Genomic DNA, 20,179 nt, shown 5'->3' on the forward strand with positions numbered 1-20,179 from the left:
ATTTTTAAAAGTATTTATAATATTCTTTGGATATTAATAATTTCCTTTTTTTTGTAACTATACTGCCAGCTGAATGCCTAAGAATATATGTTATATTGGTCTTGTCGGCAATCGGACTATATTCTTGTCACTCGACAGGTACGTACATTAGGAATCGGAAAGTTCTTGCCAAAAAAACGAAACAGAGAAAAATTTGTAGCGAGGACTCCTCCAATATCAAGGACCAATTCACCTTTAATAGTCATTTCAGCACCTACCTTCTTCTCCCTGTCACTTTCAACAATTCTCATAAAAGTCATGTCCTACACGGTAGCTGCACAGTAACAGACGTCCCTTCGCCTAGCTCGGATTGAATTCGGACACCATAAGCCTCACCATAGGCTAATTGGATACGCGAAATCGTATTCTTGATGCCGACGGATGCTGACTCCTTATACAAAATAGTGTCGATGCCATCCTTGCTGATCCCTCTTCCGTTATCGCGAATTTGGAAATATCGGCTCTCGTCCTCCGTCCACCCGCGGATTACAATGAGGCCGCCTTCCTCCAGACCGCTGAATCCATGTAAAATCGCGTTCTCAACGAACGGTTGGAATAATAGCCTTGGCAACTTTCCCTCGTAAAGCGAAGGCTCTATTTCATAAGTGACGCTGAATTTCCCTTCAAACCGAGCTGACATGATGTAAAAGTAATTCCGCATCCACTCCAGCTCTTCTGACAAAGAGACAGCACCCCAATCTTTCCGGGATGTATAGTGCAGCATGCCTGACAGGCAAACGAGCATTTTGCTGAGTTCCTTTTGGTTGTTCTCGATTGCTGTCCAGTTCATGATATTGAGCGTGTTGTACAGAAAATGGGGATTCATCTGCATGTTCAGCGCGTGGATCTCTGCTTCTTTCTCCTTCAGCTTAATCTCGTAATTTTCCTTGACTAGCAGCTGAATACGATCGTTCATGCGATTGAAGCGCTGCGAAAGAAGACCGAATTCATCGTTCCTGTCCACCTCAACCTGCTTCTGGAAATCGCCCTCCCCCACAGAGCGCATCGCGCTAATCAACTTCTTAATCGGCACCGTGACATGCCCAAGGATGAAATACGCGAACAACAGCGCAACACCCCCGAGCGCCAGCGCGCTGACGAGTGTCGATGTGCGGATGACGGGAACCAGACTTCCGACGAGCGCGGACTCCGGCGTAATGACGATCGACAACCAGCCCGTCACCGCCGAACGGTCAAAGACAACGATCTGATTGGCCCCGTTCAGCTTAAGTCTCGTCGTCCCGCTCCCTTGCGCACGGAAGGCGCCGACCCAGTCCTGCTTATACGTTCCGGTGACTTGCGACTTGTCACTTGATGCCACCACAACATCGTCTGGGTCCAGCACCATGTACGTCGATCCTGCGGGAATACTCTTCTCGAAGAGATCATCGAGTACCGTAGATTTGTAGCTGATCGTCAGCACCGGGCGCTCCACGTTAGGTTTAAGCTTCACCAGGGTACTGTCCTGCAGGTGAGAGAAGTTCAGCAGCCGAGTAGCTGTGAATAAGTAGCGGTAGTCGAACGTTCCGTCCTTAAGCCAAGGCTGGTCGAACATCTTGATAAAATCGTAGGTCGGGTACCAAACCATTTTCCCTGCTGCCTGCTCGGCCGCCTTATAGATCTGCGACTTCGCGGGGTCTCCTTGGGGCATCGCCAATAGGCCAAAGCTGTAGTAGCTCGTCCACAGCTGCGCTGCGTACACATCCTCGTTCTGGGAGAAATATTTGCTCAGAATCGCCGTGACTTTGCGGTCGGCAGCGACAAGCTCCTCTTCGGCTTCCGGGTTGAGATTGTTAAAGATTTCGAACAAATCCTTGTCCACAAACAAGGATCGGCTATTCTGATCTGCAATCCCAAGCTTCGTATTGATCACGTCGTTATTCTTCTGAACCACAGCATAGACGTTCTTTTGGGCTTGCTCCGTGACAACGTTCAGGCTCGTTCGGTAGAAGATCGTACTCAGCACGAGGAGCGGCAGCGCGATGAGAATTAAGTAACTCAGCAGCAGTCTCGCTTTGAATGTCATGAGTTCTCCTCACTTCCATCAGTCGGAGAGGGGATCCGCTTATAGGCTTCCGGAGACAATCCTACTTGCTTCTTGAACATCCGTGTAAAATATTTCGTGTCCCGGTAGCCACATTGCTCCGCGATCTCGTAAACCTTGAGCTGCCCCGTGCTAAGGAGCTCCTTGGCACGACGCATGCGAGCTTCCGTAAGGTGGTCAGAGAAGGATCTCCCCGTCCTGCTCTTAATTAACGTGCTGAAATAGGAGGGGTTGAAATGAAACCGCTCTGCCGCCATTTCGAGCGTAAGATCCTCATGGAAATTCTGGTCGATCCACCCGATGCAATCTTCCATGATCAGCTCATTGCGATCTTGCTTCCTTATAATCATCGAACGGTGCACCTTCTCCAAGCTCTGGAGCAGCAGCGCCATGAGCTCCTCGCTGCCACGGCACATCGCGATTTCCGAAACAACAGCTTCCGTAATAGCAATCCCGACATCGCGATCGACGATTTCCTTCGTGCGGCTCTTCATCTTCATCAGCGTCAATGACGCGTAATCCTTCATGAGCTTCGGATCGGTGTTCCCACCGCTTGCGAGCTCCCGGAAGGCTGTGCGGCACATGGCTTCGGCAGCATCCATCGTCGGATCTTGCAGTGCCTCGAACAGCTGCTCCCCGTCCAGCCGAAAAGAGGACGTCGCTGACAGAACAAGCTCCAAGCTGCTCGTAACCCCTTGCCACTCTTCGTGGAATGTATGTGAGAGCGCTGTTTGCGCGTGCTGATACAGCTGCGGAATATCCGTTAACTTCTCTGCTTCCAGTGGTCTGCACCCGATCCCGTGGAACAAATAGCCACCTGCTTCACCGTGCTCAGATATCGCTTGCAATAAAGCACGCATCTCCGGTATCAACATGGGCAGTCGAGCGGGTTCGCTCAACCGGATCGCGGTTACAACCCGGCCTCCCTGATTCGGTACGGTTTGAAGTGGGAACGTACAAACATGGCCGAAGCCCGCACCCAGCTGGCTCAACCGGTCCGCCAACAACTCCAGCGACATGACCGGGTTGCCTCCAGTGTTGCAGCCTGTACTGCTGCCAGTGCCAATCTCGGACAGAATCATCAGATCGACTTCCTGCAGCACCGCCCAATCGTCTAACCGTTCGCCTTCGCCCGGGGACAACTCGCCACTCAGCCACTGATGAAGCAATTGGCTCCTATACGCGGAAGAAGTCAGCTGCAGTCTATGCTTGAGGTCAGCAGTCTCCCCCTGTTCCATAATCTCCGCGGCTAGCTTTTGCTCTATCCGCTGAAGCAAGGCTTCCACCTTGTCAGCGTCAACCGGCTTAAGCAAATAGTCGCTGGCACCATATCGAATCGCGGTCTGGGCATAATCGAATAGATTGAAGGCCGAAACGATGATAACCTTCGTCTGTATCCCCTCCACTTCCAACCACTTTAACAAAGAAAGCCCATCCATGTTAGGCATCTGAATATCGCTAAAAATGACGTCAGGCAGCTCCGAGCGAATACTCGCGAGCGCAACTTCTCCGTCCTTAGCCACGGATACATGCGCATGCGGACGCATAGCCTGAACCATAGCGGCCATTCCTCTCAAATGCCGCGGTTCATCGTCCACGATGAGAATTTTCACCTTGTGTTCCCTCCTCTCCACGATGTGTCCGATCAATTTCTACCACAGTACTACGTAATCCAAGTCTTGGATAGAGGGGGACTTAAACCCCGCTGTCTACATTTCCTGCTACAATCACACTATTTTCCATATATAAGGAGTCGCTTCGTGCCCTATCCTACAAAATAGACAAGCTCTTGTCGTTCATCAACGACAAAAACTTGTCTACTCATAAAATCTCTTTCGACCAGAATCGAAGCTCATTCCGCTCTTATCTTTCTTTTAGCGGACGGGCAGCTACTCCTTCAAACGTTAACTTCACCGGTCGAATGCTGCCATCCTCCTCGATGTACATGCGATCGATGCAGACAACTCGATGGTTCGCATCCGTTTCCGATAACGGTCTCCGATGGTAAACGATGTACCATTCGTCTAAGTCCGGCACCTTGATAATCCCGTGATGTCCTGCGCTAGTTGCGACATCCTTGTTCTGCTGCAGTATTTTCCCCACTCGTTTGAACGGACCTACGGGCGATTCCGCTATCGCGTAAGCAACAGAGTAATCCGGGCCACCCCAACCGCCTTCTGCCCACATGAAATAATAAAGCCCGTTTCTCTTGATCATGCAAGGTCCCTCGACGAAAAGCTCAGGTGTGACTTCCTTGAACGTCTCTCCATCATCGAATGCTCGAATGCTGATCATATCTTCATTTAATCTCACAACATTACAATGACCCCATCCGCCATAGTATAAATAAACGCTGCCGTCATCGTCGATGTAAACATGCGGATCAATGGGTTGGGCTCCGTGATAGAATTGATCGATCAGAGGCTTACCTATCGCATCAACGAATGGACCTTCGGGCCGGTCTGAGACAGCCACGCCAATCCCACCGAGCTCATCATTGCTTTGGATATCATTCGCAGCAAAATAGTAATAATATTTTCCGTTTTGTTCAATCGGAGAGGGGGCCCATAGGGCTCTCTTTGCCCATGATATACTTTTCATTTCCAGTATACGGTCTACCTTCGTCCACGCCACCAAGTCTTCCGAATAAAAGGCATCGAAGTAGGTTTGCTCATCATACGGTGCTGAATGGGTCGGATAGATCCAATACTTTCCTTCGAAAATTCTGGCCTCTGGATCCGCATACCAACCTGGAAAAATCGGATTTCCCGATCGCTTATCCTTCATTTCATTCACTTTTGTGAACCTCCTGATTATGGTTTAAAGTAAGCCACTGGTCGGCAGCGGCAAACAATCATACCTTATCCTTTCAACCCCGTGAGCGTAATTCCTTCGAGGAAATAGCGTTGCCCTACCAAAAAAACAACGATGCACGGCAGTACAACGACCGTTGATGCCGCCATTAGCAAGTCCCACTGCGCTGTATAGCTGCCTTGAAACATCTGCAAGCCAAGTGCAAGTGTGAACCGGCTATCACTTTTCAAATAAATAAGCGGTCCCATAAAGTCATTCCATGACCCCAGAAATGTAAAGAGAGCAACGACGATAACAGCAGAACGGCTGAGAGGCAGAATGATCCACCAATAGATTTGAGAATAATTTGCTCCGTCCACAAACGCCGCTTCATCGAAATCCTGTGGAATCGTCATATAAAATTGGCGCAGCAGGAAAATATTAAAAATACCTCCACCAAAATAAGCAGGAGCAATGAGTGGATAGAAGGTGTCGTAAAAGCCAAGCGTCTTCCAGCCGATAAAACTTGGAATAAGGGTAACCGCCCCCGGCAGCATCATGGCAGACATCAAGATGGCGAACACCACTTCGCGCCCCTTCCAACGGATGCGTGAGAAGCCAAAGGCTGCAACAGTACTCGAAACAACTGTGCCCAGCAAAACGGCGGCAACAATAATCAGCGTATTTTTGAAAAAAGCACCAAATGGAACGACCGTAAGGGCATTTTTGAAATTTTCGAAATGAAACGGCTTGGGAATCCATTGCGGCGGCATAATGAAGATCTGGGATAAGTCCATAACCGAGCTGCGCAGCAGCCAAATGAACGGCACGATAAACATGACGGAAACGATGACAAGGGCAGTAAACCCGCCTATAAGCTTAAGTCTGGACTCTCTCATGCGCGATCCCCCTCATAATGAACCCAGGATTTCGAGGTTTTGAAGATCAGAAACGAAAAGATCATAATAATGACGAAGAGCACCCACGCAAGTGCTGAGGCGTACCCCATTTCCGAATCGCGGAACGCAGTTCGCCATAGATAGAACACAAAGAACAAACTTTTGTTATTCGGTCCCCCTTGTGTCAAAATATACGCCTCACTGAATACTTGGAAAGAACCAATAATCGTCATAATCGTGTTAAAAAAGATCGTTGGTGTCATCATCGGAATCGTAATATGCCTCAGCTTTTGATACCAGCCTCCACCGTCTACATCAATAGCTTCGTAATAGCTTGAAGGAATGACCGATAATCCTGCTAAAAAAATGATGACGGTTCCGCCAATTCCCCATAATGTCGTAAGCACAATGGAGGGAATTACACTGCTTTCGCTGAACAACCAAGCGCTAGTTGGGAGATGTAATTTTTCTAACACGGTATTAACTAAGCCCAGATCCGGATTCAGCAGCCACAACCAAATCATCGAAGAGGCAACCGCCGGCACAATGCTCGGCAAGTAGATGATTGTCCGGAATGCGGAACGGCCTTTTACATTCATGTTTAGAAGAATAGCCAAGAAAAACGAAAAGATAATAACCGTAGGCACACGTAATAAGACGAAATAAAAGGTTGTGCCAAGCGACTGGTAGAACAGTTCATCTTCACCTGAAAACAGCTTGATGTAATTGGTGAGTCCAATGAAGTTTGTCGTATCCTTGAAGACGTTGTAGTCCGTTAAACTAAGATATAAACTCGCAACCATCGGTCCCAGCGTAAAAATAAGGAAGCCTACTATCGCCGGCGATGTGAACAGCAGGCCATAGAACAGAGCCTTCCGTTCCCGCTTAGTGCTCGTGCTGCGTGAAGCAACAATAGCCTTCTGATTGTCTAGTACCGAAATCTCCATACCGTATTCCTCCTATCTATGCCAGAGGACAACGCCTTTTGGAAGAAAGGGCCGTTGTCCTCAATTGTTCATCCGCTATTTCGGATTTGCTACTTAACGTCGCGTCGACCCTGTACATGTTCTTGCGCTTTCACAGCAACCGCGTCTAGCGCCTCCTTGGCTGATTGCTTACCAAGCCAAACTTTATCCAGTGCCGGGTTAATATCATCCATGATTTTGCTGAAGTTTTTAACATAAGCCGTTGGTGTAGCATGGCTATGATTAAGCAGCATATCAATAACGGCTCCTTGGTAACCAGACGGACGCGAAGGTAGATTTTTCGTCCATTTCGCTAACTTCTCATCATTTGTATACCAGTCCTTGTGAGCAGGCATCAATGTGCCAGCCGTCAGCAAATCCAAGGATGCTTCCGGATCAAGCAGTGCCTTAAGCAGCTCCCATGATTCCTGCGGATGTTTAGTAGTCTTGAAAATGGAGAACATCGCGCAGACAACCGTCGTAACCGGCTCTTTCATAACGGGCAGAACACCCACATTAAAGTTGAACTTGGACTGCGCGAGCGCCGTACTTGCCCATTGTCCGTCAATCGCCATTGCTACTTTTTTGGTTTGAAGTGCTACGTTCGTGCCAGGAATATTTTTGGCCTGCAGCGCTGACGGTGCAACATGATGCACATTGATCAGATCGGCCAATTTCTGGATGGCCTCCGCTGCTGCCGGCTCATTAATCGCTAGCGTCTTGCCATCTGCCGACAAGAAGTCTCCACCGTTTGAGTAAATAAAGTTGCTGTAAGCCCCCCACCAAGTCGGAAGGTTGATGCCAAACTGACGAATATTCTTCGGATCGAACCCTTCCTCCGTTGCATTTTTCCCTTTACTGTCAATCGTTAGCCGCTTGGCAATATCTACAAATTGATCCCAATTCCAAGCTTTGGAGGCGTTCGAAGGCGGAGGTTCGATTCCCGCTTCCTTAAATACATCTTCATTGTAAAAAAGACTGAATGTTTCCGGCCCCGATGCGATCCCGATCACATTCCCGGGTTCAAGCGAATACGTGATATTCGGTACCAACACGTCCTTATTAATTTCCTTATCTTTTGCTAGAAAATCCTGCAAATTAAGGAACTTGCCTTGTTCAGCAAGAGGGAAAGCAATGCTCCCTGATTCCATCATCGCTACATCCGGTACATCATTGCCCGCAACCATTGTCGTCAACTTGGTATCGTAATCTGCCGAGATAGCTTGGAAATCTACTTTAATATTCGGATGCGTCTTCTCGAACTTCGTAATAGCAACCTTGTAGGCAGCCAAATCATCCGGAGAACCCCAGCCCGTAAACCGAAGGGTAATGCGCTCACCATTGTTAGCCGTACTAGTTGCAGGGCCTGTAGAGCTATTCGTATTTGAACTTCCGCTATCCGATTTCGTACAGCCAGATAACACGAGAACAGTCGTCAGAATGAAAGCTAAACATATAGGGATAAATTTCCAACTGTTAATTGACACTAATTTGAGCCCCTCTCTACTTCCTTCTCATTTGCTCATAGCTGCAGTCTATGACTTCCTTCATTGTAAAAGATAGAGAGCGCTTACGAAACCCGATCATTTCTAGAATGGTGGACTTTTATTGCTTCTTACGTTGTGGAGCCTAAATTATTTTGTTGTTTATTGGAGTAACGTTCATGCGTTAGCTGAGCAACCTATTGAAACTATAAGTGCCCCATAAAGTTTTCTAATGTTAGTTTCCAAAGTCCATTGGTGCTCTCTACTTTATGAATGCCCGTATTTGAAGTTGGAAACGACTTATTTTTATTTCCCCATTCCAATTCCTTAAGAATGTGATAAACGATATTGATAACTCCCCCATGGGTAACAATAATTACATTCTCGAGATGATCTTTTGCTAATTGCTCCTCACATTCCCGTTTGAAAGTTTCTTTTATTCGAGAATAAAACTCTAGTGGACTCTCACCACCAGGAAACCTCTCATCCATACGCAAACTGGAGAAATATAGCCCAGGGAATCGTTCATTGACGATTTCGTTAGCCATTCCAGCAATCACTCCATTATTCATTTCCCTCCATTGATTGGTACTTTCAACCGACAAATTCAAAAATATAGCAATCTCATTAGCTGTATCTAATGCCCGTTGCAAGTCACTGCTCACTATACGATGTATCTGAAGAGTGCTTTGGTTATCTTTCAGATGACAACCTAGCTTTTGTGATTGCCTAAAACCTTCAACATTAAGTCCTCTTTGACTCCATCCCCCACGATAGCCTTCATCGTCTACACCATGTCTCACAAAATAAATAGCCATATATCTTCCCCCTTGTATAATGGCGTCTACTAGTTCTGGCAAATTCGAACCCTTTAATATTAGCATATATTGGAAGTAACCTACCCTTTAGTTGAGCGGAACTCACAGAAACGAAAACAAGCGATGGATTGGTTCCACCGCCATACTATAGTGTTCACTTAGATTAATGATTTGGGGAGATTCTAGGCGGGGTAAATAGATATATTTCCACATTAAAACAAAAAAACTCTAGTCTGCAATAGATTAGAGTTTTTCTTCATCTGAAGAGGAGCACCCAATGAGGTGCTTTAACATATGTACTAGTATTTTCTTCCAATACTTAGCATGATACAATCTAGTGAACAGTCCTATCAGGAAGGGGCGTATTCATGCAAACACACCAACAACCGGGCAAGGCTGCTCAGCAGACAACGACGACAGGCACCGCCGAATCGTTGAATATGGTTGAAAATGAAACGGCACAAGGCTTGTCAGGTGCAGCTCTTCAGCGTGCAACGAAGCTCCCACAGGCGATGAGCCCAGCGCAGATGATGCATCTGCAGCGTACGATCGGCAACCGCTCGGTTGGCGAGCTGTTCAAGAAGCAGCAGTCAGCGGCTAACCCCGCTGCGAGAGCCGTGGAAAAACCTGCGGAGCTGACACCAGCCGCTGGTACAATTCAAGCCGCTTCGCCTTCCCAAACCGATATTCAGCGTAAGGTGTATATCAAGCGGGCACTAATTGGCGGCTACAGGAACAAGACCAAAACCGGCCGCGGCAACGAAGGTGCAGGCGAGCGGAAAGTAGATAATATGATCGCGGACGGGAAATCACGCTATTTCAACAGTAAGGATGAAATGTCTCAGTACGCTGCGAAGACGACTGAGAAAATCGGGTATGTCGAGAAGACGGATACGTGGATTCGCATTCCGGATGAGCTGACGGTAATCGGGGAAATCCATACGGAAACTACGTTGGAAGATGTTGTGAAAGCTGTGGGGACAGATAAGTTCATGCACGAAGCCTACACCGAACGTCCGGCTGAAGCTGCCGATAATCCTGAGCTGGAAGCGGCTATAACGAAGCGAGAGGTTGAGCGCAATGCCAAGTTCGGTGGCATCGGCACGGGTCCGGGGGCTAAATCGCACTATGCGGAAAGTTTTTATCCGAAAGTCATTCGAGGCTTGCAAGGGATTGATGTGATTTACGATTATCGGGTCATGGCGTCGGAGGCAGAAAAGAGATTATTTGGTATGGCGATTCGATTTGCGGCGGGTGCAGATGAAGAATCCGTACTCTATCAGACCTATGCGGCTCAGGAAGATCTGTGGCAGCGAACCGCTGCCAGCCTTGAAGGCGATGGCCAATCGGCGGAGCCTTTAACGGAGGCCATGAAAGCTGCAAAGAGCAAGGATCTGTTTACTACGTTCGTTCGTGAAGTAACGGCTTACGCCACTACGAAACTTCAAGAGGAGCAGGCACAGGCATCGGCTGCGGATAAGAAGGCTTTTGCCGACAATTGGCATGTGGCCAAGTCGGATTATGGTGCAGCGGATACCGAGATTATGAAAGCGGAGAAGGCCCGTGATTTCTCAATGTTCCAGCATATCAAGAAAGCGAAGAACGAGGGCTATCTGTTGTACGGACTCGGCGATTTGCATCTTAAGCGGCTTAAGGAGCTGCTCACTGCCGAGGGCATCAAGTCGGTGAACATGAACAAGTTCATTGATGAACAGGAGACGACTCATCCGCAAACGTGAGGTGGTCTTCAAGGCTGCATCGTAATAAAATGGCTCCAATCATGTCGTCTTCCTTTTAGGCAAAAAAATGTTTCAAAAAGTGGCAAAGAAATAGATCAAGTCACATGATTGGATTTTGTGATACTTGTTTTTGCACTATCGTTCCCTTTAGTTGAACGCAAATTGGTTATTCATTAGTCAAGATTAATAACTTTATCAAAGCAGTATGAATCTTTGTCATAGCCATTGTGCTCATAGAACGCATGGGCCTTGATGCGCTTCATCCCGGTACATAGAATAATGCTGGTTATTCCTCTGTCTTTCGCATAGTTTTCTGTGAATCGTAGCAGTTCAGTTCCTACCCCATGACGCTGATAATCACTATGAACAGCAAGACCGGTTATATGCAGATAACCATTCGCAGACCCTACAGCTAATGCATGAACGATAGATATGAAACCAACAATATGATTTTCAATTAAGGCTACAAACGTTTTGTAATTGCCGGCTTTGCTCATCTGTTCCATCGTAACGGGAAAGTTCTCAACCGTAACAGTACGAACGCCAAGTACATCGTTCCATAACAAAACAACTTTAGAAAAATCGTTTGTTTCAATTTCTCGTAACTTTATTTCCATGCCCTGCCCCCCCCCTTAAAATGAAGTTTTCATGAGCAATGAATTCGACAACTGATGAAGCAATCCTGCCCGATAGTTCAAAACGCAGCCTGCAGGATCTCTCCGGCAGGCTGCGTTTTGAACTATCGTCTCCCCTTAACCTAATCGATGATTGTCATACTACTTTGTAATATATTCTTCGATGTCGGACATTTATCAAATCGGATGCTACATGTTTACATTTTACAATTAAAGTAAAAAGTGATATCATATAAATATCAAAACAATATACAAACTAAGGGAGGCAATACATCTATGAAAGAAGTTAAAGCAGGGTCAGTCAATGGCTTTATTGGCTTACTCTTATTTTTCGCCGCACTTGGGCTAGGTATTTATAGTTTCACGCAACAAAGCTTTCTCATTGGGGCTATTTTAATTGTCGTTAGCATCATCTCGCTGTCGTCGTTCACTGTCGTTCAGCCGAATCAAGCTACTGTCATTACTTTTTTCGGGAGCTATCTAGGAACTATTCGTAAAAGCGGGATATGGCTTGTTATCCCTTTTTCTTCTCATAAGAAAATCTCGCTGCGTGTTCGCAATTTTAACAGTGTCAAATTAAAAGTGAATGACATCGATGGAAATCCGATCGAAATTGCTGCTGTGATCGTGTTTAAAGTGGTCGATACGTACAAAGCTTTATTCGATGTAGACAGCTATGAGAAATTCGTAGAAATTCAAAGTGAAACTGCTCTACGCCATGTAGCCAGCAAATATCCTTATGACCGCTACGAAACGGAAGGCTATTCGCTAAGAGGCAATGCCGATGAAGTTGCGGCTGAACTTAGCGCAGAGCTTCAGCAACGTCTTTCTGTTGCAGGTGTCGAGGTCATTGAGTCTCGTCTAACGCATCTAGCCTACTCGACGGAAATTGCCAGCGCCATGCTGCAACGCCAGCAAGCCTCCGCCATTTTATCAGCTCGCTCGATTATTGTAGAAGGTGCCGTAGGCATGGTTCAATTGGCTGTTGAGCAATTGGAAGCCAAAGGTTTGCAGCTTGACGAGGAGCGTAAAGCTGCGATGATCAACAATCTGCTTGTTGCGATTGTATCTGATCGTTCAGCAACTCCGGTCATTAATACCGGAACGTTGTATTAACGAGGCCATGGTATGGCTCTCAAGAAAAACTTCCCGCTTCGACTTGATCCGAAGCTCCACCAAGCTCTAGAGCAATGGGCTGAAGACGAGTTCCGAAGTGTTAACGGACACATTGAATATTTACTCCGAGAAGCGCTCCTCCGTTCGGGACGGCTCCCTAAACCTAGTGCCGCGCAGCAAACAAATGAAGATTTGGACAACTAACAAAAAAAACAATCTTACATGGCGTCATGTAAGATTGTTTTTTTCTTAGGTTGTAACGTTAATTGCTGGCGCAGAAATGGTTTGTGGTGTAGTAATCGCAGAGCTTGTATTGGAGAAGTCTGCAACTTCAAGAACGACAGGTGTACCAACGACTGCTAAGATTGTATCTAACACCAAGGAAGCCGTGGTTAGTGTCGAGAGACCCGCTTCTTGTAACACACCATTGACATACACATTAATATATCCGTTAGTAGGTAAGGCTGGTAGTTCGTTCGCGAGTAAGGGATCACCATTGTCATCAAGAAAATCCTCTGCAAGAATTGTTGTTTCCGTCCCCCCAATCATACCTGCGTCAAGTACTGCATTGTATCTCGTCACATCAGGATCTACGGTTGTTGTCACAACACCACCTGAAGCAACTGGCGCATTCGCCAACGCAGCTGTAACAAAGAGTTTAATAAGTGAGGCTGCCATCTAATTCACCCCCTTCCCGATCTTCGCTTGTAAACGCGAATACATTGCACGATGATGGGAACACCTTTTTCAGGCACATCCTTCGAGGTTAACATAATAGAGCCTTTATCTATGTGGTAGAGCGTACTAGGCTGAAGTACACCATTAACGAAGACTTGTGCGAAGGTCACCGTTTTCGGATCTGGAATCGATTGAGCGCCGTAGCCTTTGGTACGATCCTCTTCCGTATACCAACGCTTGTCTCCGTCTGAAATGGTGTAATAAAAATAAGTCTTCGAGACATATTTGGCTTTGCACAGCCGTTCTTTGTCCTTTCTTGACTTGCGGACCGCTTTTTCAAGACGTTTTCGTTTCCGGATGGGAATCACCTCACGAGCCACTCATAGATTAAGATATCTTATGCAAGAAACTTTACCTGAAATTGGATATTCACCTCGGTACTTATCCCCATTTATGACAGGCAAAACCCCCTGATCATGGTGATTAGGGGGTTTTCTACCTTTTATTTCTTCAATTTTAGTTCTGCACTTTGATTCCGTTCGCATTGATATAGCCAATACTCTTCTGATCCTTACGCTCAATTTCTCCCTGATAGAGGATATTCCCCGATTGTAGTTCAACGATAGCAATGCCTGGATTTGGACGACCAGACATAAGTAGATACAATCGATCCTTCTCTACTACGCTATAATTGACTCTGCCCCACTCTTTCTGAATCGCTTGAAGCGGTAATTGCACATCACGAATCACTTTATTCTCCGCTACTTGTACTATCATGACGTGAGTGTCTTTATTCTCCGATATAGCAGCCAATGATAGCTCCTGATTAGCATACTGGATAGACATCCCCATCGAGTTATCCTCCATCAAAAAGCTATGCAGTGGCTCACTCTGCAGTGTCCACCATTGTCCGTTCCAAATATCGTATACACGAATCTCCCGGTTTACTAACCCTTCATTTCTCTTTACGGTCTGACTTTCGCCGACCTTATCTATCATTTTATTTTCACTGCGATCAAATATCGCATACCCACTTGGACCAATCCGATCATTGCTCGATATGTACCAAGTAGTCGTTCTTATTTCATTCGATTGGGTCTCGGCAGCCAGGATCTGCTCGCTTTTCAGCAAGCTTTGGTTTGTTAGATCAATCGTATACATATCGTATCCAACATGATAGAACTGCGGATATTTGTCGGTTCGCGTACGATTCACAAGTACCTTCATGGTCTGGTCTTTGACCTGAACGTCATGGATACCTATATATTCATCGTTTTTCTTGTCTGCACGAATATGAAACGAAATGGTTTCTTGGTCCAATTTCCCCATGATTGAAATGGTTAACCGGTCAGATTGCTTCTTGGATGCATCATTATGAGCTTCAGTACCCACATATGCAAGTACCTGATCATCCTCATAAAAAGCATTCACATCATTCTTCCCCCGCATGAAAGAACGATGCTCGTTGACAAGCCTTTTCAAATCGTCATCATAGTAAGCTTCAGCATCAAGCCTATCCAAATAGGAGAGTTGCTCGACATCCGACTCGCTCCCTTTCGTTGAGACTGTTGTCGTGATGCCATCACTATTTACCTTAATTTGCAGTCCCGCAGCATCGCTTTCTGAACCTTTCAACGTCTTTAACTCATATTCCGGCTTCTGATCACCAGTACCTGACACATAATACGTTCCCATTGCTAAAACACAAAAAGGTATCAGTGTAGCAAGCAGCCAGTATCGTTTCATGCGCGCACCTCCTTAGCATTGTCTTTGAAAGCCCTTCACCCGCATTTCGAGAATTCGAGAATTTACACCGTCACCTTTTTTCGCAGCAAATAAGAACTGAATACAATTGAAATGGCGATCAAACACAGTCCAATCAATGCCTGCAACAACACAATTTCACTTGGAAATAGAGGCAGTGTAACTCCTAATTGACTTATTTCTTGGGGCAACACGATCACGATCAGAATCGCCGCACCGTACAGCACACCTGCAACGATACCCTTCCATCGGTAACTTCGTTCCAGAAGTATGGCCGTGAAGAGTACAAAAACACCGAGAATGCCAGCTCCATAATATAAAATAAATTGCATAACATAGCTAGGCATAAACAAATTTAGCAAAGGATCTCTTCGAATCAGTTCCCCTATTGAAACCGCTACTCTTAGTTCAGCTGGAATGATGGCAAAGAAGGAGGCCAATTGAAGTGGAATCACTACAAATTGTAGAGAGACAAAACCAAATACAAACAACACAATCGCACTTAACTTAGCGTAATATACGTTCATTCGTGAAGTTGGCAGCATAAGCAATCGATAAGCAAACGTATTCCGGCCGAACCATTCCTTGTACCAAATCATAAAAATATAAAGGACAAGTACGATTACACATAAACTGATGGCTCCTTCGTACCAGACCGAATGATATATAAAAACAAGATTCAATTTTTGAAAATTTTCTGCGTATTGCACTTCTGTTCCACCATTTCTGTCCACCCAAGCATGTGCATCACTTAGATACGATTGAGCCGTTAGCCAAATCCCCACAAACTGAGATACTACCAACAGAAGTGCCAGGGCACCATATAGTTTGCTAAACCGTACCAGTTCCCAGTTCAACAACTTAATAAAGGTTTTCAAGTCACATACACCTCTCTCATGACATCCACGACGGACTTTCCTTCATTTGAGCGCATTTCCTCTGGATAAAACTGTTTGCGAACCCGCCCTCCATCCAGCAAAACGACTTTATCAATGAGATGCTCGATATCTTGAATTTCATGGGTCGTAATAAGAACACCGCGGTCTTCCATCAAATGGCTTGTGAATACACCCGTGATTTGTTCGCGGCTGAACATATCAATCCCTGAAAAAGGCTCGTCCATCAGCAGATAGTCCGCATCCAAAGAAAGTCCCAGCAAAAGGTTCGCTTTCGCTGAATTTCCTTTTGACAAACTCGAAAGTCGATCCTCAGGATTTAATTTGAAAAAGGCGATCAACTCTTCGGCCCGCGCTTCATTCCAGTTCCGATAGAAATCCTTCATAAATAGCATGGCTTCTTTGATTTTCATGTGTGAGGGCATCGTTAACGTATCAGGAATGAAGACAACTTTCTCATACGATTTCGAAGTTGGTATCCGACCATCCACACGAATTTCTCCACGCTGAAAAGGAGTCAAACCCATGATTGCCTTCATAATCGTCGATTTACCCACACCATTAATACCAATTAAACAGGTGATTTGGCCTCTTTCCGCAGTAAAGGAAACGTTCTCTAACACTTGCTTCCGTCCATATCGCTTTACAAGCCCATCTACTTCAATCATTCCGCAACCTCCCTTCCGCGCTCAGCTTCATACTTTTCTTTAACGAAACGCAGCAATTCATCAGTTGGCAATCCGATTTTGCTAATGGACTGAACGAATACGCCAACCGCTTCTTCAATGAGTTCTTCACGAATCGTAGTCAATATGAGCTTATCCGTCGTTATCCGACTCGGGGAATTACCTGCAGTTGTGATCAACTTCTGCTCCTCCATTTCTTTATAAGCCTTCTGTGCCGTATTCGGATTGATCTGAAGCAGCCCCGCTAGCTCACGTCTGGAAGGAATTTCTTGTCCGCCCTTAAGCCTGCCAGTAGCCATCTCCTCCTTGAAATACCTGATAACCTGCAGATAAACGGGATCGCGATTATTAAACGTAATGTTCATCTACCCATCTCCTATGATCCTTTCTAGGTAAAACTGGAATTTTTTAGTGTGTGTACTATGTGGTTCACACACTATAGGTGTACTATACTACTCATACACTTTATTTGTCAACATTTGGTATCTCCAGATACTCTCTCCCCTTTATTCCACACAGTTGACATACCACGAACTCAACATGCAAATAATAGAAAGAAGGATTTCGCATAAGAAAGGAGGCCATAATGCGAGTACAACTTCCGCCGGAGAATAAGAAGAACCTAAGCGTATATGCGAAAATGCGAGGATTGCCGGGTGCCATTGCTCAGCTTGTTAAGCAGCAGGCCGCTAAGTTAATTACCTCGTCAGATGCAGAGCATACAGCTTCGCCTCCTACTATCGAGATCACCCCGACGATGTTAGCGAGACTAGAAAAAGCTTTGCGCCAACAGCATGCGTTGCTGCAAGGAGGCGTTATTCCCCCCGCCATCACAGCGTATGAGCAAGAGATTGTTACCCGGATCGTCGCCAAGACCCAAGCCCATAATCGTAATAATGTGACTCGCACGCAAGCCTACTGGACTTGTTACAGAGACTTCCCAGAGCTGCACTGGGCGTTGTTAGCGCACATGGTATCCCGCAATGGGGGCTGGTGCATGACCGATTTGCGTGGCGAATTGCTGCCTCATCTATTGAACAACGAAGCCACAGAGCATTTGTTTGCCTTTCTTGAGCGCGCGAATGCTCTCATTTTTCAAGATGCCTACCCGCAATTGCTGCTCTACGCCGAAAGCAAACGAAGGAAGCTTAACTTATTTCATCTTCTTCCTCATTTGCATATATCCGCCTGGATGATACCCATTTGGCAGGATTTCTGGTTATATCAAGATACGACACTTCTCACCCTTGGCTTGATTGTCAATGAGCAGCATTACGTCGAGGATCGCGTCGTTCAGAATCCGATCTACAAACAAACGGTTTTAAATACGCCTCAGTTCAAAACACAAGCATGGCTGCAGCTCAATCAAGTCGGATTCCCTTTTCGTTCCGCTTCGGTCGATCCACCACAACCACATCTCGCAGGCCTAATTCTTGAAAATTTTAAGAACCTCTCTGAACGCATCGAATTCGGCAAAAGCTTATACGCCATCCTGTTTTGGGCACCAGGCATCCTTCAAGGTGCAATAGCTTTTGCAGCATCAACTCCCCATACGGGGTCACGTTCTGATTACTGGCCTCATCTATTTGCACAAATACGAAAAACCCCTCCTGATCTCAAGTATCAGGAGAGGCTCGATGGCTACAGCCTTAAGAAAGGCGCAGCACCCTTCTATAGTCCACCGCTTCATTCAGCATGGCCTGACAGGCCACTAGCGCCGGTTGAGCGTGGGGATTGGTTTACGGAGTTAAAGGAACCTTTGCAACATATGCAATCCTTCGCTGTTCCGGAATCTTACGATTTGACACGTGATATGTGCCTCGGATTAAGTAAAGTTGAACTCGCTGTTGTTAGTGCACAAGCGATTAAGAAGCTCATGCGTTAGCGATACTTAACCGATTAAGATCGCTTTAACAACCGACTCGCCTTCGCGATGAGCTTCTGTACGGGTGAAGGAAAGCTTTTCACATCATCCTTCGTCACCACACGTGTTAGCATCAGCATAACAGGGTACAAAGCCACAGTGAATCCGCAAATTAACACCGCTTGGATACCTTGATTCAAACGGAACCAAGGTGTAGGCAGCACATAAGTATGCGTCAGCCATTCCGCCGCAAAGCCAAGAACACCGATCACCAGAATCGTTACGATAAGTCCGCCAAAACGACGTCCCAGAATCGTAAACGATACCTCTTTACGAAGTGTGCGGATATTGAGCCACGACATGGCAATAAAGCATAATCCTGTTGAGATAATGATACCGTAAATACCGAACCATTGCCCCAGCAGGAAGCTGCCAAGCAGCTTAATTGCGATGCCGACACCAACATGAGCCATTAATGGCTTCATCCGTCCCATCCCCATCAGAACGGCTCCTGAGGTCTGCATCACGATTTGAAACATCGCACCGGCAGTCAGCAACGAAATCATAGCAGGTCCATGAGCAATGCCGTAAGCAGAGTCCTCTAGACCAAATAAGAAGTAGTCAAGCGGTCTAGCCGCAATACTAATCATAAGTACAGCAGGAAGACCTGAAAGGATAGCCAATTGAAGCACACGTGTCGTCTGATGTCCAACTTGCTTTAAGTCTTTCCGCGAATAAGCAGCTGAAATAATAGGTACAACGGACTGACTCAAGGCGATGGCCAAAATAATGGGAATTCCCGCAAGCGGTTGGGCTCGCCCGCCAAGAATACCTACTAATCGTGAGGCTTCACTAGTACCGATCGCATCTTGCAGAAGGGGAATAATCATGGAAGTGTCAATCAGATACACGAACGTAACCGTCACGGAGAATACGACAATAGGTATCGAGAGCCTCAATAAACTGCGATAAATATCTCTGTACCGGAGCAATTCAACGGGATGATCATTCGACCGAGCAGCTCCTATCTCCTCTGCCGCGGCTTGTGAAACAGCTGGTTGCTTCTGTTCTTGTGCATCTGCTCGTTTCAGCTTTACAGCATAGTACAGCATGACAGCTAGAGCCGCTGCACCTCCGACCACGCCTCCAAATGATGCCCCCGCTACACCCCATCCAAGCGAGATATCAAGCAAGAAAAAGGCCAATGAAATAGAAACAATGAGTCTAAAAATTTGTTCCACGACTTGTGAAATGCCGTTAGGCATCATATTCTGTCGTCCTTGGAAATATCCCCGCATGATCGCGATAAGGGGAAATAGAAGCATGGCTGGCGCGATTGCTCTCGTAGCTAACGTTGCGTCAGGACCACCTTGCGATATGCTTTCTGCATAAATCGGGGCAAAAACGTACAGCAATATAGTCATGACTGCACCTGCAACAACCGCGAACCAAATCGCAGCTCGATAGATGCGCTGTGCTTCGTGTGGTCTACCGATGGCACGCTTCTCGGCTACCATTTTACTTAATGCGCTGGGTATGCCTGCTGTTGCAACGACCAGTAAAACTGAATACAAATTAAATGCAATAACATAACTCTTCATGCCTTCTTCATGCAGCAAATGCACCAGCGGTATACGCTGGAAAACGCCGAGAAACCGCGCTACAAGCGCGGCTACGGTGAGAATGAGCGTCCCTTTTACAAGGGAATCTTTGGTTACCTTCGTCAAGTCCGTTCCTTCTCTCTCTTACAGTTTTATTA

19 protein-coding genes are annotated in these 20,179 nt (G+C 46.3%); 4 read left to right on the forward strand and 15 right to left on the reverse strand.

Annotated elements, in window-relative coordinates; genetic code table 11:
• Positions 1 to 295: 295 nt before the first annotated feature.
• From AC58QT_RS22900 to AC58QT_RS22930, 7 genes are all read right to left on the reverse strand, one after another.
• Positions 296 to 2,065, reverse strand: coding sequence for a sensor histidine kinase (locus AC58QT_RS22900; RefSeq protein ID WP_497411052.1), 1,770 nt, complete (start codon positions 2,063 to 2,065; stop codon positions 296 to 298).
• A complete protein-coding gene (locus AC58QT_RS22905) occupies positions 2,062 to 3,696 on the reverse strand; it encodes a response regulator transcription factor (protein ID WP_497411053.1) in 1,635 nt (544 codons plus the stop codon). Before AC58QT_RS22905 ends, AC58QT_RS22900 begins: the two co-directional genes overlap by 4 nt.
• Before the next feature lie 250 nt (positions 3,697 to 3,946).
• Entirely contained in the window at positions 3,947 to 4,870 is a 924-nt protein-coding gene (locus AC58QT_RS22910; RefSeq protein WP_497411181.1) for a glycoside hydrolase family 43 protein, read from the reverse strand.
• Between the two features lie 74 nt (positions 4,871 to 4,944).
• Positions 4,945 to 5,775 (reverse strand): carbohydrate ABC transporter permease, encoded by an 831-nt coding sequence (locus tag AC58QT_RS22915; protein WP_497411054.1) that lies wholly within the window; start codon positions 5,773 to 5,775, stop codon positions 4,945 to 4,947.
• Positions 5,772 to 6,578 (reverse strand): carbohydrate ABC transporter permease, encoded by an 807-nt coding sequence (locus AC58QT_RS22920; RefSeq protein WP_497411182.1) that lies wholly within the window; start codon positions 6,576 to 6,578, stop codon positions 5,772 to 5,774. The genes AC58QT_RS22915 and AC58QT_RS22920 overlap by 4 nt, the downstream gene beginning before the upstream one ends.
• A 233-nt stretch (positions 6,579 to 6,811) precedes the next feature.
• The gene (locus tag AC58QT_RS22925) at positions 6,812 to 8,227 is read right to left on the reverse strand and encodes an ABC transporter substrate-binding protein (RefSeq protein ID WP_497411055.1); all 1,416 of its coding nucleotides are present in this window, start codon (positions 8,225 to 8,227) and stop codon (positions 6,812 to 6,814) included.
• Between the two features lie 203 nt (positions 8,228 to 8,430).
• Positions 8,431 to 9,042 (reverse strand): histidine phosphatase family protein, encoded by a 612-nt coding sequence (locus AC58QT_RS22930; RefSeq protein ID WP_497411056.1) that lies wholly within the window; start codon positions 9,040 to 9,042, stop codon positions 8,431 to 8,433.
• Between the two features lie 368 nt (positions 9,043 to 9,410).
• On the opposite strand from AC58QT_RS22930, the gene AC58QT_RS22935 reads away from it, so the two are divergent.
• Positions 9,411 to 10,781, forward strand: a complete 1,371-nt coding sequence (locus AC58QT_RS22935; RefSeq protein ID WP_497411057.1) for a hypothetical protein — start codon at positions 9,411 to 9,413, stop codon at positions 10,779 to 10,781.
• Positions 10,782 to 10,954: 173 nt separating this feature from the next.
• On the opposite strand, the gene AC58QT_RS22940 is transcribed toward AC58QT_RS22935, so the two are convergent.
• Entirely contained in the window at positions 10,955 to 11,398 is a 444-nt protein-coding gene (locus AC58QT_RS22940) for a GNAT family N-acetyltransferase (RefSeq protein WP_497411058.1), read from the reverse strand.
• A 294-nt stretch (positions 11,399 to 11,692) separates the two neighbouring features.
• Here AC58QT_RS22940 and AC58QT_RS22945 point away from each other — a divergent pair, with 294 nt between their 5' ends.
• The gene (locus AC58QT_RS22945) at positions 11,693 to 12,532 is read left to right on the forward strand and encodes an SPFH domain-containing protein (protein ID WP_310501496.1); all 840 of its coding nucleotides are present in this window, start codon (positions 11,693 to 11,695) and stop codon (positions 12,530 to 12,532) included.
• Between the two features lie 12 nt (positions 12,533 to 12,544).
• On the forward strand, positions 12,545 to 12,736 hold the full coding sequence (locus AC58QT_RS22950; RefSeq protein ID WP_497411059.1) for a type II toxin-antitoxin system antitoxin: 192 nt from the start codon (positions 12,545 to 12,547) through the stop codon (positions 12,734 to 12,736).
• Between the two features lie 45 nt (positions 12,737 to 12,781).
• Here the strand turns inward: AC58QT_RS22950 and AC58QT_RS22955 are convergent, their stop codons facing one another.
• From AC58QT_RS22955 to AC58QT_RS22980, 6 genes are all read right to left on the reverse strand, one after another.
• Positions 12,782 to 13,210, reverse strand: a complete 429-nt coding sequence (locus AC58QT_RS22955) for a DUF4183 domain-containing protein (protein ID WP_310501498.1) — start codon at positions 13,208 to 13,210, stop codon at positions 12,782 to 12,784.
• A gap of 5 nt (positions 13,211 to 13,215) precedes the next feature.
• Positions 13,216 to 13,578, reverse strand: a complete 363-nt coding sequence (locus AC58QT_RS22960; protein WP_497411060.1) for a DUF4183 domain-containing protein — start codon at positions 13,576 to 13,578, stop codon at positions 13,216 to 13,218.
• 148 nt (positions 13,579 to 13,726) lie between these two features.
• Positions 13,727 to 14,956 carry a hypothetical protein gene (locus AC58QT_RS22965; RefSeq protein ID WP_497411061.1) on the reverse strand — a complete coding sequence of 410 codons (1,230 nt, stop codon included), beginning with the start codon at positions 14,954 to 14,956 and terminating at the stop codon, positions 13,727 to 13,729.
• A 62-nt stretch (positions 14,957 to 15,018) separates the two neighbouring features.
• Positions 15,019 to 15,852, reverse strand: coding sequence for a hypothetical protein (locus tag AC58QT_RS22970; RefSeq protein ID WP_497411062.1), 834 nt, complete (start codon positions 15,850 to 15,852; stop codon positions 15,019 to 15,021).
• Entirely contained in the window at positions 15,849 to 16,538 is a 690-nt protein-coding gene (locus tag AC58QT_RS22975) for an ABC transporter ATP-binding protein (protein WP_497411063.1), read from the reverse strand. Before AC58QT_RS22975 ends, AC58QT_RS22970 begins: the two co-directional genes overlap by 4 nt.
• Positions 16,535 to 16,921, reverse strand: coding sequence for a GntR family transcriptional regulator (locus AC58QT_RS22980; protein WP_497411064.1), 387 nt, complete (start codon positions 16,919 to 16,921; stop codon positions 16,535 to 16,537). Before AC58QT_RS22980 ends, AC58QT_RS22975 begins: the two co-directional genes overlap by 4 nt.
• Positions 16,922 to 17,142: 221 nt before the next feature.
• Here AC58QT_RS22980 and AC58QT_RS22985 point away from each other — a divergent pair, with 221 nt between their 5' ends.
• Positions 17,143 to 18,441 carry a DUF2515 family protein gene (locus AC58QT_RS22985; protein ID WP_497411065.1) on the forward strand — a complete coding sequence of 433 codons (1,299 nt, stop codon included), beginning with the start codon at positions 17,143 to 17,145 and terminating at the stop codon, positions 18,439 to 18,441.
• Positions 18,442 to 18,455: 14 nt separating this feature from the next.
• Here AC58QT_RS22985 and AC58QT_RS22990 read toward each other — a convergent pair whose 3' ends face one another.
• On the reverse strand, positions 18,456 to 20,147 hold the full coding sequence (locus tag AC58QT_RS22990) for a putative polysaccharide biosynthesis protein (protein ID WP_497411066.1): 1,692 nt from the start codon (positions 20,145 to 20,147) through the stop codon (positions 18,456 to 18,458).
• Positions 20,148 to 20,179: the final 32 nt, after the last annotated feature.

The organism is Paenibacillus sp. J31R109 (assembly GCF_059692055.1).

Coding starts and splice junctions, on each gene's coding strand:
- AC58QT_RS22900 (WP_497411052.1), bottom strand. CDS start 2,065: ATGACATTCAAAGCGAGACTGCTGCTGAGTTACTTAATTCTCATCGCG.
- AC58QT_RS22910 (WP_497411181.1), bottom strand. CDS start 4,870: ATGAAGGATAAGCGATCGGGAAATCCGATTTTTCCAGGTTGGTATGCG.
- AC58QT_RS22915 (WP_497411054.1), bottom strand. CDS start 5,775: ATGAGAGAGTCCAGACTTAAGCTTATAGGCGGGTTTACTGCCCTTGTC.
- AC58QT_RS22920 (WP_497411182.1), bottom strand. CDS start 6,578: ATGGTTGCGAGTTTATATCTTAGTTTAACGGACTACAACGTCTTCAAG.
- AC58QT_RS22930 (WP_497411056.1), bottom strand. CDS start 9,042: ATGGCTATTTATTTTGTGAGACATGGTGTAGACGATGAAGGCTATCGT.
- AC58QT_RS22935 (WP_497411057.1), top strand. CDS start 9,411: ATGCAAACACACCAACAACCGGGCAAGGCTGCTCAGCAGACAACGACG.
- AC58QT_RS22940 (WP_497411058.1), bottom strand. CDS start 11,398: ATGGAAATAAAGTTACGAGAAATTGAAACAAACGATTTTTCTAAAGTT.
- AC58QT_RS22945 (WP_310501496.1), top strand. CDS start 11,693: ATGAAAGAAGTTAAAGCAGGGTCAGTCAATGGCTTTATTGGCTTACTC.
- AC58QT_RS22950 (WP_497411059.1), top strand. CDS start 12,545: ATGGCTCTCAAGAAAAACTTCCCGCTTCGACTTGATCCGAAGCTCCAC.
- AC58QT_RS22955 (WP_310501498.1), bottom strand. CDS start 13,210: ATGGCAGCCTCACTTATTAAACTCTTTGTTACAGCTGCGTTGGCGAAT.
- AC58QT_RS22965 (WP_497411061.1), bottom strand. CDS start 14,956: ATGAAACGATACTGGCTGCTTGCTACACTGATACCTTTTTGTGTTTTA.
- AC58QT_RS22975 (WP_497411063.1), bottom strand. CDS start 16,538: ATGATTGAAGTAGATGGGCTTGTAAAGCGATATGGACGGAAGCAAGTG.
- AC58QT_RS22980 (WP_497411064.1), bottom strand. CDS start 16,921: ATGAACATTACGTTTAATAATCGCGATCCCGTTTATCTGCAGGTTATC.
- AC58QT_RS22985 (WP_497411065.1), top strand. CDS start 17,143: ATGCGAGTACAACTTCCGCCGGAGAATAAGAAGAACCTAAGCGTATAT.